10 protein-coding genes and 1 tRNA gene are annotated in these 15036 nt (G+C 36.9%); 6 read left to right on the forward strand and 5 right to left on the reverse strand.

Annotation, left to right across the window (positions count from 1 at the left end):
• Positions 1-5: 5 nt before the first annotated feature.
• The gene (locus J4Q03_RS02655; RefSeq protein ID WP_426046673.1) at positions 6-1199 is read right to left on the reverse strand and encodes a hypothetical protein; all 1194 of its coding nucleotides are present in this window, start codon (positions 1197-1199) and stop codon (positions 6-8) included.
• A gap of 446 nt (positions 1200-1645) precedes the next feature.
• Here J4Q03_RS02655 and J4Q03_RS02660 point away from each other — a divergent pair, with 446 nt between their 5' ends.
• Entirely contained in the window at positions 1646-2050 is a 405-nt protein-coding gene (locus tag J4Q03_RS02660; RefSeq protein ID WP_426046674.1) for a hypothetical protein, read from the forward strand.
• Here the strand turns inward: J4Q03_RS02660 and J4Q03_RS02665 are convergent.
• Positions 2016-2089 (reverse strand) — tRNA-Arg (locus J4Q03_RS02665). The two genes, J4Q03_RS02660 and J4Q03_RS02665, sit on opposite strands and share 35 nt — an antisense overlap.
• 59 nt (positions 2090-2148) lie before the next feature.
• On the opposite strand from J4Q03_RS02665, the gene J4Q03_RS02670 reads away from it, so the two are divergent.
• From J4Q03_RS02670 to J4Q03_RS02680, 3 genes are read left to right on the forward strand one after another with little or no spacing between them, the layout of a single operon-like run.
• Positions 2149-3195 carry an ABC transporter substrate-binding protein gene (locus J4Q03_RS02670; protein WP_426046675.1) on the forward strand — a complete coding sequence of 349 codons (1047 nt, stop codon included), beginning with the start codon at positions 2149-2151 and terminating at the stop codon, positions 3193-3195.
• A gap of 43 nt (positions 3196-3238) precedes the next feature.
• On the forward strand, positions 3239-3883 hold the full coding sequence (gene mtgA / locus J4Q03_RS02675) for a monofunctional biosynthetic peptidoglycan transglycosylase (RefSeq protein ID WP_426046676.1): 645 nt from the start codon (positions 3239-3241) through the stop codon (positions 3881-3883).
• 13 nt (positions 3884-3896) lie between these two features.
• Complete coding sequence (locus J4Q03_RS02680) at positions 3897-5927, forward strand: recombinase (RefSeq protein WP_426046677.1); 2031 nt, start codon at positions 3897-3899, stop codon at positions 5925-5927.
• Between the two features lie 313 nt (positions 5928-6240).
• Here J4Q03_RS02680 and J4Q03_RS02685 read toward each other — a convergent pair whose 3' ends face one another.
• The 3 genes from J4Q03_RS02685 to J4Q03_RS02695 form a co-directional block, all read right to left on the reverse strand.
• Complete coding sequence (locus J4Q03_RS02685) at positions 6241-6537, reverse strand: DciA family protein (protein WP_426046678.1); 297 nt, start codon at positions 6535-6537, stop codon at positions 6241-6243.
• Positions 6538-6682: 145 nt separating this feature from the next.
• A complete protein-coding gene (gene recF / locus J4Q03_RS02690; protein ID WP_426046679.1) occupies positions 6683-7786 on the reverse strand; it encodes a DNA replication/repair protein RecF in 1104 nt (367 codons plus the stop codon).
• 3 nt (positions 7787-7789) lie between these two features.
• Positions 7790-8485: a hypothetical protein gene (locus tag J4Q03_RS02695; RefSeq protein WP_426046680.1), complete on the reverse strand. Its 696-nt coding sequence runs from the start codon at positions 8483-8485 to the stop codon at positions 7790-7792.
• 78 nt (positions 8486-8563) lie between these two features.
• On the opposite strand from J4Q03_RS02695, the gene J4Q03_RS02700 reads away from it, so the two are divergent.
• On the forward strand, positions 8564-14413 hold the full coding sequence (locus tag J4Q03_RS02700) for an alpha-2-macroglobulin family protein (protein ID WP_426046681.1): 5850 nt from the start codon (positions 8564-8566) through the stop codon (positions 14411-14413).
• Between the two features lie 44 nt (positions 14414-14457).
• Positions 14458-14946: a serine protease inhibitor ecotin gene (gene eco / locus J4Q03_RS02705; RefSeq protein ID WP_426046682.1), complete on the forward strand. Its 489-nt coding sequence runs from the start codon at positions 14458-14460 to the stop codon at positions 14944-14946.
• Positions 14947-15036 lie beyond the last annotated feature (90 nt).

Here is a 15036-nt window from a genome sequence, read left to right on the forward strand (position 1 = left end):
ACTTGTCATTTCCAAACGATACTCAAGGTGTTAAAGTCATATATTTTATGTTGGTCATTAAACAGAAACTGCCAAAGGATACTAACATTTTCAAATTTCATTATATAGCTGTAATCAGTTGAATTTTGAACTTTCGCTTTATATATCAATTCCAAAGATTTTAAATTTCCGAATCTTCCATAAATCGCTTTTATGTTCTCTTCGGATTTTTTTAGGTCGTTCGTAAAACTATCTGAAAGGTCGTCGTATTTCAATTTACCACTTGTCACCTCACTAAATAAATATTGGATTTTAGCTGTTATTTTATGTTCTTGGTTTTTTAGTGGCTGATACATGGTCAGAATATGCCTATTCATATTTAAGGTTAAAGGCACCACAGATTGATTTATTTGAGCGGTAATTTTAGATGTTTCATAATAATGTGCTCCCTTTTTTAGTTCATCTGAAAGGCTAAACTTTGTGTTTTCTCTTGGATTGGCAAAATTATAAAACTCTATCTCGCCTGTGTGTAAATTATAAGAATTTGAGTACTTAGTACCGCCACTGCCTGCCACTGCACATTGCCTCAAAATTTCTGAGCCTTCGCTAATGGTTGGGACATTTTCCGTTTTATGTAATTTCTGAAAAGTAGTTTCTCCGTAACCCGAACCCCTGCTTTTCGAGGTCGTATCAAAATATAATTTACCGTTTTTAGAACCTATTACTACTGAGTTTCCTGATTTGTCAGCGATAAATAAGGTTGTTCTTGCGAAAGCAGGTTCACTGTATGTCTGATAAAAGTTAATTGCTTCCTTCACTGTTTTGCATCTTTCAAGCATCCATTGACTGGTATTTTTGTTCAGCTTAATTAATTTTTTATCAGGCACATAGTTGGGGTCAACGGTGTAACTATCACCATCAACAGTAACCCAATCAAAAGCTAATCCTTTTGTATTTAACCCACCTTGGCCTTCACCATCATCAAAACCTACATACGCACATCCGAAATGACCTTTCCCTTTTGGAACAAACCAAATCCTTGTTTTAGTGTTCGTAAAATCTTCATTGTTAAAAAAGTAAGTTTTTTTTCCATCGGTAAGAACAAATACAGTACAAGCCATTGATCTACTGAAAGAAAACAAAAAGAATAATAAAGTCAAAAGAATTTTTATTCCTTTTAAGTGCTTAAACCAGTGATTTTGGTTTTGAGAATTTCCCATTTTTTAAGTTATATTATAATTATTGCTTTTAATACCTGAAAGACTGATGAGCTAATATTTGATACTTAAATACGTTTTTGACGGTGACATTTTCAATTTGAATAGAGTCAGATATTTGTTCAATTTTTTTATTATCAAAATCGCTACTCATGGGAGCCGAAGTTGAACAAGAAATCAATATGAGGAAGATCAATGTCGAAATAATTTTTTTCATGAAATAATATGTTTGTAATACCTTCTAAAATTAAAGAATGTTTTTGACTGTAAGACAATTTACCACATTACTTTATTACATATAAAGTGAAATAAATAACGATGTATAATTTTGTAATTCAGATTCTTATAGGATAGCGTATCATTGAATTATAATATTTCAAATAGAAGGGAAGTACTTTTAACAGCTAAGATCGATTCATATAAGGAAAAGGATTGATAAGGCTCGAGATATGTATTTATCAGATAAATTGGACGAGAAAGATTTTAGAAGTATAAAACAACGATACGGCCGAGAATTGGAAGATCTAGAATATAACTTAAGTGTATTAAAGGCATCTGATACTACAAATGAAATCCACACCAAAATGGAGAAAGCAATAAATGGAATTTCTGATATATCGGAACGGTACAAGCATGCAGATACCGATGATAAGCGAGCAATAATTGGTTTGATGTATCCCGAAAAGATAACCTTTACAGGAACGCATTTTCAAACACCTAGAATGAACAGTTTCGCTGAACATATCTTCCTGATAAAGAAGAATATAGGGGCGAAAAAAAATGGTCACCAAAATTTTTTAAATTCTGATGACCATGGTGTGACCTCGACAGGATTCAAACCTGTAACCTTCTGAGCCGTAATCAGATGCGCTATTCAGTTGCGCCACGAGGCCATTGTTTCCTTGATGTTTTAAGGTTTGCAAATATAGCACTTTTTTCTTTTCTTTGAAAGATGAAACAGAGAATTTTACTTTTATTTACAGTTATAGCGCTAACCTCCTGTAAAAGAGAACAAAAAAAATCGTCCTCGGACTGGACTAATATATCCAGCCGTACTCAATTTAAAGAGCATGACGGTCTTTTAGAGTTGAAGTCAGGGAATTTCACCTATAATTTTAAATCGGATCAGACTCCGTTTAAGAGAATAATCCTTTTAAATGCAAGCATGGCAGGATATATTTCTGAATTGGGAGCCGAAAATCTCGTTGTCGGAGTGTCCAGTCCGGAGTACATTTATTCAGAGAAAATTCAGAAGCTTTTAAAAGAAGGAAAAATCCAGAATGTAGGAAGTGAGCAGAAATATGATGTAGAAAAGATCATTTCCATGAAGCCGGATGCTGTTTTTACCAATTATATTGCAAGTTTCGACAATGCCTATCAGCTTCTGAAAAATAATGGAATTCAGGTGGTTTTTCTGGATGAATATATGGAACAGCTTCCGCTAGAAAAAGCAGCCTACATCAATATTTTTGGAGAATTCTTTGGAAAAGAGAAAGAAGCAGAAACGAAATATAAGGAAATTGAAAAAAACTATAATGATCTGAAACAGCTGGCATTAAAAGCAAAAGAAAAACCTGTTGTACTGGCCAACGAAATGTATGGAGATGTATGGTATCTGCCTGGCGGAAAAACCTCTATGGCCAATTATATTACAGATGCCAATGCTTCCTATATCATGAAAGATAATAAAGAAGAAAAGTCTCTCACGATGAGCTTTGAAGAAGTATATGCAAAATCAGGCAGCGTACAATATTGGGTGAATGCAGGAAATCATACATCAAGAAAAGAAATGCTGACCGGAAATCCTTTTTACGGAAAACTGGAAGTATTCAACAAAGGAAAGATCTATACTGTTGCCGGAAAAGAAAAACAGAAAGCCAATGACTTTTTCGAAAGCGGCGCTGTACGTGCTGACCTTATTCTGAAAGATTACATCAGGATCTTTCATCCCGAACTTCTTCCGGAATATCAGCTAACCTATATGAAAGAGCTTCAATAACTCGGGCGAATTGCTTATTTTTGCAGTTCCTTTAGACAAAATTATGTGGAAAAAAGTTAAACAGGCTATCTTTATTATTCTTGTCCTGAATGTAGTTTTTATTATTTGGGGCAGATTTTTTAATCCGCCGATTACCATTACGCAGATTGGAGGTCTTTTCGAGTTTGGAAAATTGCACAGGGATTATATTTCCTACGATGAAATGGGGAATAATGTTAAAAAAGCGGTTATTGCTTCAGAAGACCAGAAGTTCTTTAATCATAACGGCTTTGATTATACAGCCATTGAAAAGGCAATGAAGAATAACGAGAAGGGAAAGAGGATTCGTGGCGGAAGTACCATTTCCCAGCAGACTGCAAAGAACGTTTTCCTTTGGCAGGGAAGAAGCTGGTTCAGAAAAGGACTGGAAGCTGTTTACACCTTTATTATTGAGAAAGTGTGGAACAAGGATATCATTTTAGAAAGATATCTGAACTCTATAGAAATGGGGCAGGGCGTATTTGGGGTAGAAGCCGCCGCTCAGTATTATTTTGGAAAATCATCCAAAGATTTAAGTGCTTCAGATGCAGCATGGATTGCCGCTGTACTGCCTAATCCAAAGAAATATGATCCTAAAAATCCATCCCCTTATTTAAGAAAGAAACACAATTGGATCGTGAGACAGATGAGGAATGTGAGTTTGAAATAGTATCTTTGCCCTAATGAAATTTTTTAATTCCAGCACAAATTTTGAATCAGTTCTTAAAAAATATTTCTCTTTTAAGAACGAGACTATTTCTTTAGAACCATTTGCCGAGTTTTTAGAGAGCATTAAAAGGGCAGATTTTACAGATGTTCTTAATTTTCTGAAAAATAATCCGGATTTTGCTGAGAATTTTAAACATTACATCCATAATATTTTTAAAGGAAGACCTTTTAATCTTTCCCTTACCGAAGCTAATATTCTTTCAGAAAATGCCTTCTTTCCGGAACTGAAAAAAAGAATCCTTAATAAAATACTGCCGCCCGTAGAAAATGAGAAAACGGTGTGGTACATGATTGATAATGTCAGTTTCAGACCCAAAAGTGATCTGAAATATCTTCACAATCTTCCCGAGAATGAAATTGATGAGTTTTTAAACCTTCTCGGGGCTACAGATTTTATCATTAAGCCGAATGTCAAAAAAGAACTGATCTTTTCCATGAGCATTCTTTCCTGGCGTGTTACAGGTATGGCTATGGAAGTGGAGGTCGTAAGAATGGCACCTCAGTACAGAAATCTGGATAATCCTTTTCTGGCACTTCAGAATGAGCTGGAAGCACTTACCGAAGACCTTAAAAATGATCCCGAGCTTCAGCTTCATTCCAAAGACAGCCGTTACAAGCAGATTAAGATCTATACGGAGCATTGCCATGAATTTGTCAACATTGCTTTTAAAAATTCTGCTAAATATGGGATTTCCGGAAAGATCAACCAGTCGCTGCTTAAAATCCGTCAGCAGACCGAAAGGATCTATGAGATCGTACAGCTTTTGGTGATTGATAATGAACAGGATATTACCATAAAATCTAAACAGCTGATCTTTAATATACTTAATTACAAGTCCCATAAAAATAATATTGCAGACCTGATCAACGACAGCACACGTCTGCTCTCGCATCTTATTACCAACCACACGGCAGAAACCGGTACCCATTACATTACATCTACCCGGAAGGAGTATATGACCATGTTTTATAAAGCCAGCGGAGGAGGGATCATCGTGGGTGCGCTTTGTGTTTTGAAAATGCTTTACGGATATATTCCCGGAAGTGATTTTTCACATGCTTTCCTGTACTCGATGAACTATGCGATGGGGTTCATTATGATTTATCTGATGGGTTTTACACTGGCTACCAAACAGCCTGCAATGACTGCTGCTACGATGACCAAAGTTCTGTCTGAAGAGGGAAACAGCAAGCGTAATAATACTGAATTTGCCCATCTTGTATCAAAGCTTTTCAGAAGCCAGTTCATTGCCTTTGTGGGAAATGTACTTCTTTCATTTCCGATTGCGCTGGCAATTATTTATGGGTTGGATGTATTTTTCTCCCAGAATTTAGCCGTAGAACGATCAGATAAATTACTGAAAGACCTTGATCCGTTCAAGTCAAAAGCTGTATTACATGCCAGTATTGCAGGATTTTACCTGTTTATTTCAGGAATTATTTCGGGGAATATAGGGAACAATTCAGTCTTCTACCAGATTCCGGAAAGGATTGCAAAAAATCTTTCCATCAGAAGCTTTTTAGGAAAGAAATTTGCGAAAAGCTTATCTAAATATTATGCTAAAAACTGGCCGGGAATCGTTTCCAATTTCTGGTTTGGAGTATTTTTAGGGGCAACAGCTCCGGTAGGCTTATTTTTTGGATTGGATCTTGATATCAGGCACATTACTTTTGCAGCCGGAAACTTTGCGTTAGGGCTTTACGGAAAAGATTTTTCAGTGGACTCCTATACCTTCTGGATATCCTTCTTCACCGTTTTCCTGATTGGATTCTTCAACTTCCTGATAAGCTTTAGCCTGTCTATGTTTTTAGCATTCAGATCAAGGAAAATGAACTTTGGGCAGGTAAGTGAAATTTACAGGGAGATTTTCAAATATTTTGTAAAGCATCCGTTTAAGTTTTTCTTCCCGTTGCGTTCAGGATTGGATAAAAAGGCCGATGACCTGATGAGCAGTACGATATCGAATAAATCCGAGGATCATTAATATAACTAAATGATAAAACGCTCCGGAAAGAGCGTTTTGTTCTAAAAATAGGTAAATAGAAGCTATTTAACAAAAATCAGATACTATTATACACAAGGTTCCAATATTGGGCATGTAGCCGGAAGAACAGTGTAGTAGGTACATTCCCCCGTGGCACAAACAGTCTGGCAGCATACCTTTCCTCCGGAACCCATAACTTGTCTTAAATTTTCTCTGTTTAGTTTTTTAATTGATTTTTTCATTTTTAGGTGATTTAATATTGTTCTCAAATATAATATTAAATTTAAAATTGACTATCATTCATAAAAAAAGTTTATAGAATACGTAAATCATTGAATTTATCCTCTCCGAACTTATCCTGGAATTTTTTAAGATAAAAACTTTTACGCATCTGAAAATCATGCTTAAGTAAAGGAGAATCAATTCTGATCATGATGCATTTGTCTTCAATATTAACGCTTTTGATCTCCTTAAAAAGACTTTCGTCCAGATAATCTTCCAAAAAATCCTTAATTTCAAAAGCAATCAGTTTATGTTCAAAACCATGGATTCTTGCAAAAGATTTTACAAGTTCCGAGGATTGAAATTCACGTTTTTTATTCTTTTTCATGTTAGCGGGTTTCGGGTTTTTAAGTTTCGGGATAATATGGTTAAATGTGGATTATGGAATGATTTCAAAATTACAATACTTTTAAGACTGGATATCAATTCTAACTCCAGATCCTGAATCTCGAAACTCGCATCCCGGACCCTCATCAAACCTCAAAAATTATACTTTCCTCGTTGATTTTCTTTACTACACTTTCCGTACGTTCTCTGTGCGTATCTGTAATGAAGATCTGTCCGAAACTTTCCTGATTAACCAGCTCGATCAGTTGGGAAACCCGAGTATCATCAAGCTTATCAAAAATATCATCAAGAAGAAGGATCGGAGTTTTTTTTGTCAGCTCTTTTACAAGACTCATCTGAGCCAGCTTTAAAGAGATGAGAAAAGATTTCTGTTGACCCTGTGATCCTGTTTTTTTGATTAATACATGATCCATTTCAAAAAGAAGATCATCTTTGTGGATTCCCTTTGAAGTGTAAGTCAGCATCCGGTCTCTGTCGAGACTTTCCGTTAAAAGGGTCTGAAAAGCACTGTCAGGCTGAGCGGAATCGAAGCCTTCACTTAAATCAGACTGATAGTAAACGGAAACCATTTCTTTTCCTCCGGAAATAATCCGGTAAAAATTCTGAACAATAGGCCCGAGTTTTTCAACAAAATTTCTTCTTTTCTCAAAAATACGGGTCCCGAATTTTGTGATTGGAGCATCATAGATCTCCAGAGAGGCCTTGTCCCAGGTTCTGTTTTTAGCGAAATATTTTAACAGCGCATTTCTCTGCTGTACCGTTTTCTGATATTGGATCAGGTCAAAAAGATACTCCGAATCGGTCTGAGATATCATAGAATCCAGAAATCTTCTCCGGCTTTCCCCCGAATCCGAAATCAGGTTGGAGTCATACGGTGAGATCATCACACTCGGCAGATAGCCGATATGGTCTGCAAGCCTGTCGTAGCTTTTATCATTCTTTTTAATGATTTTTTTAGCTTCTTTGGGCTGAGAGATTTTAATAATGTCTTCAGTGTCTTCATTCAGAACTTCTGCATCAATGGTAAAAAAATCTTCCTCTCTTTTGATATTGTTAACATCAGTATTCCCTAAAAAACTTTTTCCTACAGATAAATAATGAAGCGCATCCAGGATATTGGTCTTTCCGGCGCCGTTGTTTCCCACAAAACAGTTGATCTGCGGAGAAAATTCAAACTTCTTCTCCGAGTGGTTTTTGAAATTGTAAAGGGAAAGCTTTTTGATAATCATTCGTCAAAAATACTCCATTATTAGTAAAAATAAAAAAGGAAGTGCAGAGCAGGTTTCTATCCCGAAAGAAAAATAAGTGTCATCTCTTTTATTTTCAGAGAAATAGATCAGGATAAAGGTGATGATTCCCGATAGAAAAAATGCGGTTCCGAAAATAGGTTTAAGGTAAATTGCGGAAATAAGTAGGCTGATAAACACAAGCAGATAGGCAATGTATTTTGTATTCTGTACACCGATCAGCTTGGGAAAAGTCTGTACCGTATCACTTTTCATATCCCGGATATCAAAAGGCAGAACGAGTGCTGTTATAAAAAAGAAGCTGATCAGAAAAATAGGAAGACTGAATTCAGGAAGTGTAAGCCAGCAGTTGACCAGTGCCCAGACCAGGCCTACATAAAATACTTTCAGCAATGGAATCTTCCGGATATAGATATCCAGGAAAAAACTGTTGTAAAGTAGTCCCAGAACCACAATGATAAACCATTTCAGAAGTCTTATTTCATTATGATTATGGATGATCAGAAAAGCACAAATAATGCCCGCTACTGCGTTCAAAACCAGTATTTTCAAAAAGTGCCTGGTATATTGGTATTTTGTGTAAAGGTAACCGCTGAAATAAGTAATGAAAATAAGCATTACAGTTGGGAAACGGAATGTGTTTTGCTCTTTCATGAAAAATACTGCAAATAAAGTTCCCATAACGGAGACATAAATTTGGCTGTCAATAACAGTTTTTTTCAGTATTTTTAAGAAATTCATTTATCAAAAATAACATATATGAAAAGATTTTCCAAGATTTTTATGCTTTTGCTTCTAATGCTGAGCTTTTCTGCTGTTTCGGCGCAAAAATATTACGACGACCAGTGGAAAAAAGTGACTGAAAACAGTGCGAAAGGTGCCTATAAATCTAATCTTCCCATCATTTTAGACATACAAAACCACGCGATGAAAGAAAATAATACCATACAGCTTATCCGTTCCCTGAAAGCGGAATTCAGCATCGTCAACCAAACGGTAGATGATGATAAGAATGATTCTGCATCCCAATTTTTTAAGAAACTTCAGGAAACAGATGTTAAACTAAAAGGAGAAGGTAAATTGGTATATAATGTGCTTCTGAACGGTTTCTTTATGGATTACTATGATCAGAATTCGTGGGAAATAGAAAGCCGAACCAATATCAATTCTCAGGATCTTTCCCAGATCGAAACCTGGACTAAGCTTGACTTTAAAAACTATCTGAAGAAAAGCTATCAGGAACTTGACCAGCAGAAGCAGGAGATGAAGAAAATTTCCCTGTCAAAGTATAAGGATATTTTTACGGAAATTAAGGATGTTGCTTATTTCCCGACTGTATATGAATGGTATTCTATGAAAAAGATCAGTTTTCTCTCTGAAAATGGTCTTTTTACAAAAAACGAGCTTAGTGAAAACAGAACACAGATTAATGCCATTTTTGATGAACTGATTGCCCAGAACAGCGGAAATCCGAAACTGTATTTCATGAAAGAAAAGCTGACGGAAAACTGTAATTATAATCAATGTAAAGATAAACTTGAGCAGCTTCAGAATCTTTTGAAATCTGATACCGAAGGAGATTACAAAGTGATCATCATGGAAGATATCATGAATGAGCTTCTGGCTAAAAAGAAAGAAAAAGAAGCTTTAGCCATCGCAGCTCAGGCCAGGAATCAGTATCCTAAATCTCCATTCATTGAGAACATAAAAAATAAAGAAAACCAGATCATTAATCCGTTTCTTACGATTAAATACGAACAGCAGACCCAGAATAACCTGCCGATTCATTTTGTAGCAGACCATAAGAATGTGGCGGAATTTTCTCTGAACATTTATGAAGTAAAAGAAGATTTTACAACACTGATGCAGTATGTACAGAATTCTTATAACAATACTTTTGGAAAGGTTAAAAAAAGCCTGGTAAGAAAAGAAACCTTCCAGCTTGGCGATTCCAAAGATTATCAGGTTCATAAAACCTCTCTGGAGATAAAACCTCTTCCTTCCGGAATCTACGTCGTGGAATATGCTGTTGCAGGATCTGATATAAAAGACGGTAATTCCAGACAGAATTTCTATTTCATTGTTTCCGGAAACAGAGTGATCTATCAAACCAAAACAGATAGAAATCAGCTTTCCAATATATTGAAGCTGGTCAATAGTGAAAACGGGAAGCCTGCAGCGAATGAAAATCTTGCTTTCTATGAATTTGTTGCCAATAAAACGTTAAATAAAATTGACGGAAAAACTGATGCGAACGGTGTTTTTAAATTCCCTTCCACAGACAGCAAAGAATATTACAGAACTTTCCTCATCCGCCAGCCAAAGACCAATGATTTCCAGATCATGCAGGTGTATGGAAATAACGGAAATGCAGAAGACTACAACCCAAACAAACAGACCCGCACCCTGGCGCAGATCTTTACGGACAGAGCCATCTACAGGCCTGGACAGACTGTTTACTTCAAAGTAATCAATACTAAAATAGATAAAGAAACAGAAGCTGTCATTTCGGGTTTAAAACAGAAGATCACACTTCTGGATGCCAACAGTCAGGAAGTTTCTTCCCAGAGTTTTTCAACGAATGAATTCGGATCTTATCATGGAAGCTTTATTCTTCCGAAAGGCCAGCTGAACGGAGTTTTTTACCTTAGAACAGAGGAAGGATCTCAGGGGTATAAAGACATAAGGGTTGAAGAATATAAAAGACCGAAGTTTGAAGTGACTTTTGATCCTGTAAAAGAAGAATACAAATACGGACAGACCATAGAACTGAAAGGAAAAGCAATGATGTTTTCCGGAGTGGCTTTGAGTAACACGACCGTTAGTTACGAGATCAAAAAACACAACATCAGATGGAGATATTTCTGGTGGTATCCGCGTGGTGACGATAATGAAAATTCTATCCTTGGCGAAGCTAAAACCAATGAAAAAGGAGAATTTGTAATCCGTCTTGATCTTAAAAAAGACGAAAAACTGGAGGGAATTCAGATTGATAATTATGAAATTAACGCTTCGGTGACGGATATCAACGGTGAAACTCAGTCTGCCAACACACAGTTGAAAGTAGCTTCTGTTTCCCATTATATTAAAGCTGACGGAATCAAGAATACGTTCAGTGATGAAAATGTAAAACTGAAAGTAGAAACCCTGAATTATAATGAACAGGATCTTAAAAAATCATATAACGTTAAACTGTCAAAATTAGCAGTACCGAATAGGATTTTCAGAGATAATTTTGCAGCAGAAGTTCAGGACCTTCCGAAATATTCCAGAGAAGAATTCATCAGCAAATTTCCACACGATCTTTTTGATAAAACCGAAGAGACCAAAAACCTGAAAGCAGAAAAAGTAATTTCTGAAAAACAGCAGCAACCGGCCACGGAATTGGATTTAGGAAAGCTGGAAGCTGGCGATTATCAGCTTGAACTTTATAATATCGAAGGAAAAGACACCATAAAATCTTCTCAGAACTTCAGTATCTGGGACAAAGGCTCTTTAAAACCTTCACAGAAAACATTCCTGACCGTTATTGAGCCTAAGAAGGAATTTTCAAGAGGAGAGAAGGCTAAAGTGTATGTCTATTCCGCAGTTCCGGATGCAATTGTCAACGTATTTGTTCAGGACGGTTCCGGGAAAACGGTTTCAGAAGTACATCAGATGAAAAAAGGCGTCCTGGAATACACTACAGATATTCCGAAAGACAAAAGCGTGTCAGCATTGAATATCCAGTTTCAGATTGCAGCATTCAATGATGTGCAGACCCAGTCTGTGACTTTAAAAATAAAAGATACGGAGCAGCCTGTAAAAATTGAAACCGTTACCTTCAGAGACAAGCTGGAACCGAACTCAAAAGAAAAATGGACGGTAAAAGTTTCAGGAAACGATAAAGAAAAAGTGAATGCAGAAGTACTGGCCAATATGTACGATATGTCATTGGATCAGTTTGCCGTGAATACATTTAGCTGGCAGAATTTATATACTCCATATTCTCTTGTAACTTCTTATGATATCAGACAGTATCTGCTTCAGCAATACTATCAGAAAAGATTGAAATATTACAATGGAAGATATGTAGAGGTACCGAGTTTTAACTGGTTTGATGGTGATTTTGGCAGTTATGGTCTGAGAGGAAGAGTTGCCGGAATACAGGTTGAAAATATGGCAATGCCGGCTCCTGTTGCAGCTCAGGCTAAGATGGCCAGAAAAATGGAAGTAGCTGTAGGGGATGAGGAAGCCCAGACTGATTCAGCAGTATCTTTAAATGAAATGACAGCAGTAAAAGAAAACCTGGAAAAAGTTCCCGTACGTCAGAACCTGAACGAAACCGCATTCTTCTATCCTGATCTGAAAACAGATGCCGAAGGAAATGTAAGCTTTGAATTTACTTCTCCCGAAGCATTAACCAAATGGAAGCTAATGTTCCTGGCTCATACCAAAGATGCCAGAGCAGCAGTACTGGAAAAACAGGTGGTCACACAGAAAGAATTTTCTGTAACACCAAATTATCCACGATTCTTAAGAGAAGGAGACGAACTGAATCTTCAGTCGAAACTTTCCAATCTTACCGATAAAAAATTAAGCGGTTCAGCAGAGCTTCAGATTCTGGATGCCTTTACGAACGAAAATATTTCATCCAAATTCGGAATCAGTGCAGGAACGCAGAATTTTAATTTAAATGAACAAGGAAACAGTGCATTAACATGGAAACTGAAAGTTCCCAATAATGTATCTTCCATCATTTTAAAAGTGGTGGCAAAAGCAGGAGCCTATTCAGACGGAGAGCAGCAGGCGGTTGCCGTACTTCCGAACAGAATGCTGGTAACAGATGCTGTCCCTGTGTTTGTGAAAGAAGGTGAAACCAAAACTTTTGTTCTGGATAACCTTACCAATACAAACTCTGCAACGATTACCAATGTTTCCAATACCCTGGAACTGACCACAAATCCGATCTGGGAAATCATGTTTGCATTACCAAGTCTGAAAAATGATCAGAACAGTTCTGCCGATGTAATTTTCAACAAATGGTTCGCAGATGTGTTGGCTTCGGAAATATTCAGGGCCAATCCGAAAATGAAGACCGTTTTTGAAGAATATCAGAATAAAGGATTACTGAATTCAAACCTGGAAAAAAATCAGGAACTGAAACAGCTTTTACTGGAAGAAACACCCTGGGTGCTGGAAAGTAAAAATGAAGGCGAGCAGATGCAGAAACTGGCCCTTTTATTTGATGCCAACACAATGAGAAATTCAATCAGTCAGGATTGGGAAGATCTTAGAAAACTTCAGAACCCGGATGGTGGCTTCTCATGGTATCCGGGATATCCAAGTTCTTACGGAACATCGCTGTATATCCTTAAAAACCTGGGTAAGATCAATGTCTGGTTAAAAGATAATGCGAAAGATTATCAGGGAACAGAACAGAAAGAATTGGTAACAAAACTGGTTCAGTATGTTGACAATGAAATCGACAAATACTGGAATGTAAAGGAGAGCATCTGGAACAACTGGGCCATTGATTATCTTGATACCCGAAACTATTGGGAAAAAGAACATCCGCTTAAAGGGAAAGGGGCTTCATTGAAATCACTGGTAAAACAGAAAGCTAAAACGGCTAAGATCACAGATTTTACCTTCTTCGGACTTCACCGTGCAGCTTTACTGATGAATGATTACGGTCTAAAAGATGTTTCAGATAAATTAATGAACTATCTGCAGGAAACCTCTGCCGACACAAAAACTCAGGGCGTTTACTGGAAACAGAACCTAAACGACTGGGGCTGGTTCGGATCCAAAGTAGTAAACCATGCAGGAGCTTTAGAAGCGTTCAGTATACTAAAGCCTAATGATCAGAAAATGATCGAAGATATGAAGATCTGGCTGATCACACAGAAAGAAGTCAACTCATGGGGAAGCTCAAGAGGCACCTCAGAAGTGATCTTTACAATCTTAAATTCAGGAAAATCTTGGACAAGTGCCGAAAGCGACAAAGCAACAATTGTCTGGGGTGGAAAAGAATTAGCCCCGCAAACCCAGGCTACAGGCTATGTGAAATCAACGGTGAAAACAGACGTGTTAGATAAGAATTTAGGAACCGTTACCGTTACCAAACCAGGTCCTGGAATTGTACAGGGAGGATTGTTCTGGCAGTATTATGAAGATTTAGATAAGATTAAATCTTCTGAAAACTATATCTCGATCACTAAAGAACTTTACAAAAAAGTAAAAACAGTAAATGGAGAAGAACTTCAGAAAATTTCAGCGGACACGCCTTTAAAAGTAGGGGATAAAGTAACGGTAAGAATGATCCTGAATACAGACAGAGCTATGGAATTTATTCATATTAAAGATATGCGTGCTGCAGGTTTCGAACCAACCGATGCACTATCAGGATACCAGTGGAAAAACAGCTTAGGTTATTATCAGTCTACCAAAGATGCTTCTACCAATTTCTATATTCAGTACATGCCGAAAGGTAAATACGTCTTTGAATATGACCTTGTTTCCAATGCAGCAGGTAAGTTCTCCAATGGGATCACCACGATGCAGAATTACTATGCTCCCCAGATGAATGCCCATACAAAAGGAAGCGCTGTTCAGATTTTGGAATGATTTTTGGCTATAGGGAACTAGTAAAAATTTTAAAATAAAATAAGATGAGATTTTCAAAAACTTTAATGACGGGACTGATTATGTTTGCAGGTGTAAATGCTTTCGCACAAAAGAAAGCAGAAAAGTTTGAGAAGCTGGAGATTGAGATGTTCCCAAAAGCTAAAGATGGATTTAAGCAGGTATACATTCAGCTGCCTGTTGCAAAAAATGAAAACGATTTGAAAGTAGAGTTTTTTGTAGGTACTGAAAAGATGCTGGACTGTAATAAATATTTCCTGATGGGTAATGTGAAAACCCAGGATCTTCAGGGATGGGGCTACAACTATTATGAAGTAGAGTCGAATGGTGAAGCAGGTGGTACCTTGATGGCATGCCAGGATCAGAAGAAAACTAAGAAATTTGTAACGCTTAAGCCTGAGATCGTAAGATACAACAGCAAATTACCTTTGGTATTCTACGTACCGAAAGACCTTGAAGTTCGCTACAGGATTTTACGTCCCGATGCTAAAATGAAATCAGCGGTTCAGAGATAATCTGAATAATCTAAATAAATGACTCCTCACATTTTTGTGGGGAGTTTTTGTTTGTGACAGGTATGATGTAAACCGGGAGCTTTTTTCTCA

Source organism: Chryseobacterium sp. NFX27, assembly GCF_049887855.1.
Classification (GTDB): Bacteria; Bacteroidota; Bacteroidia; order Flavobacteriales; family Weeksellaceae; genus Chryseobacterium.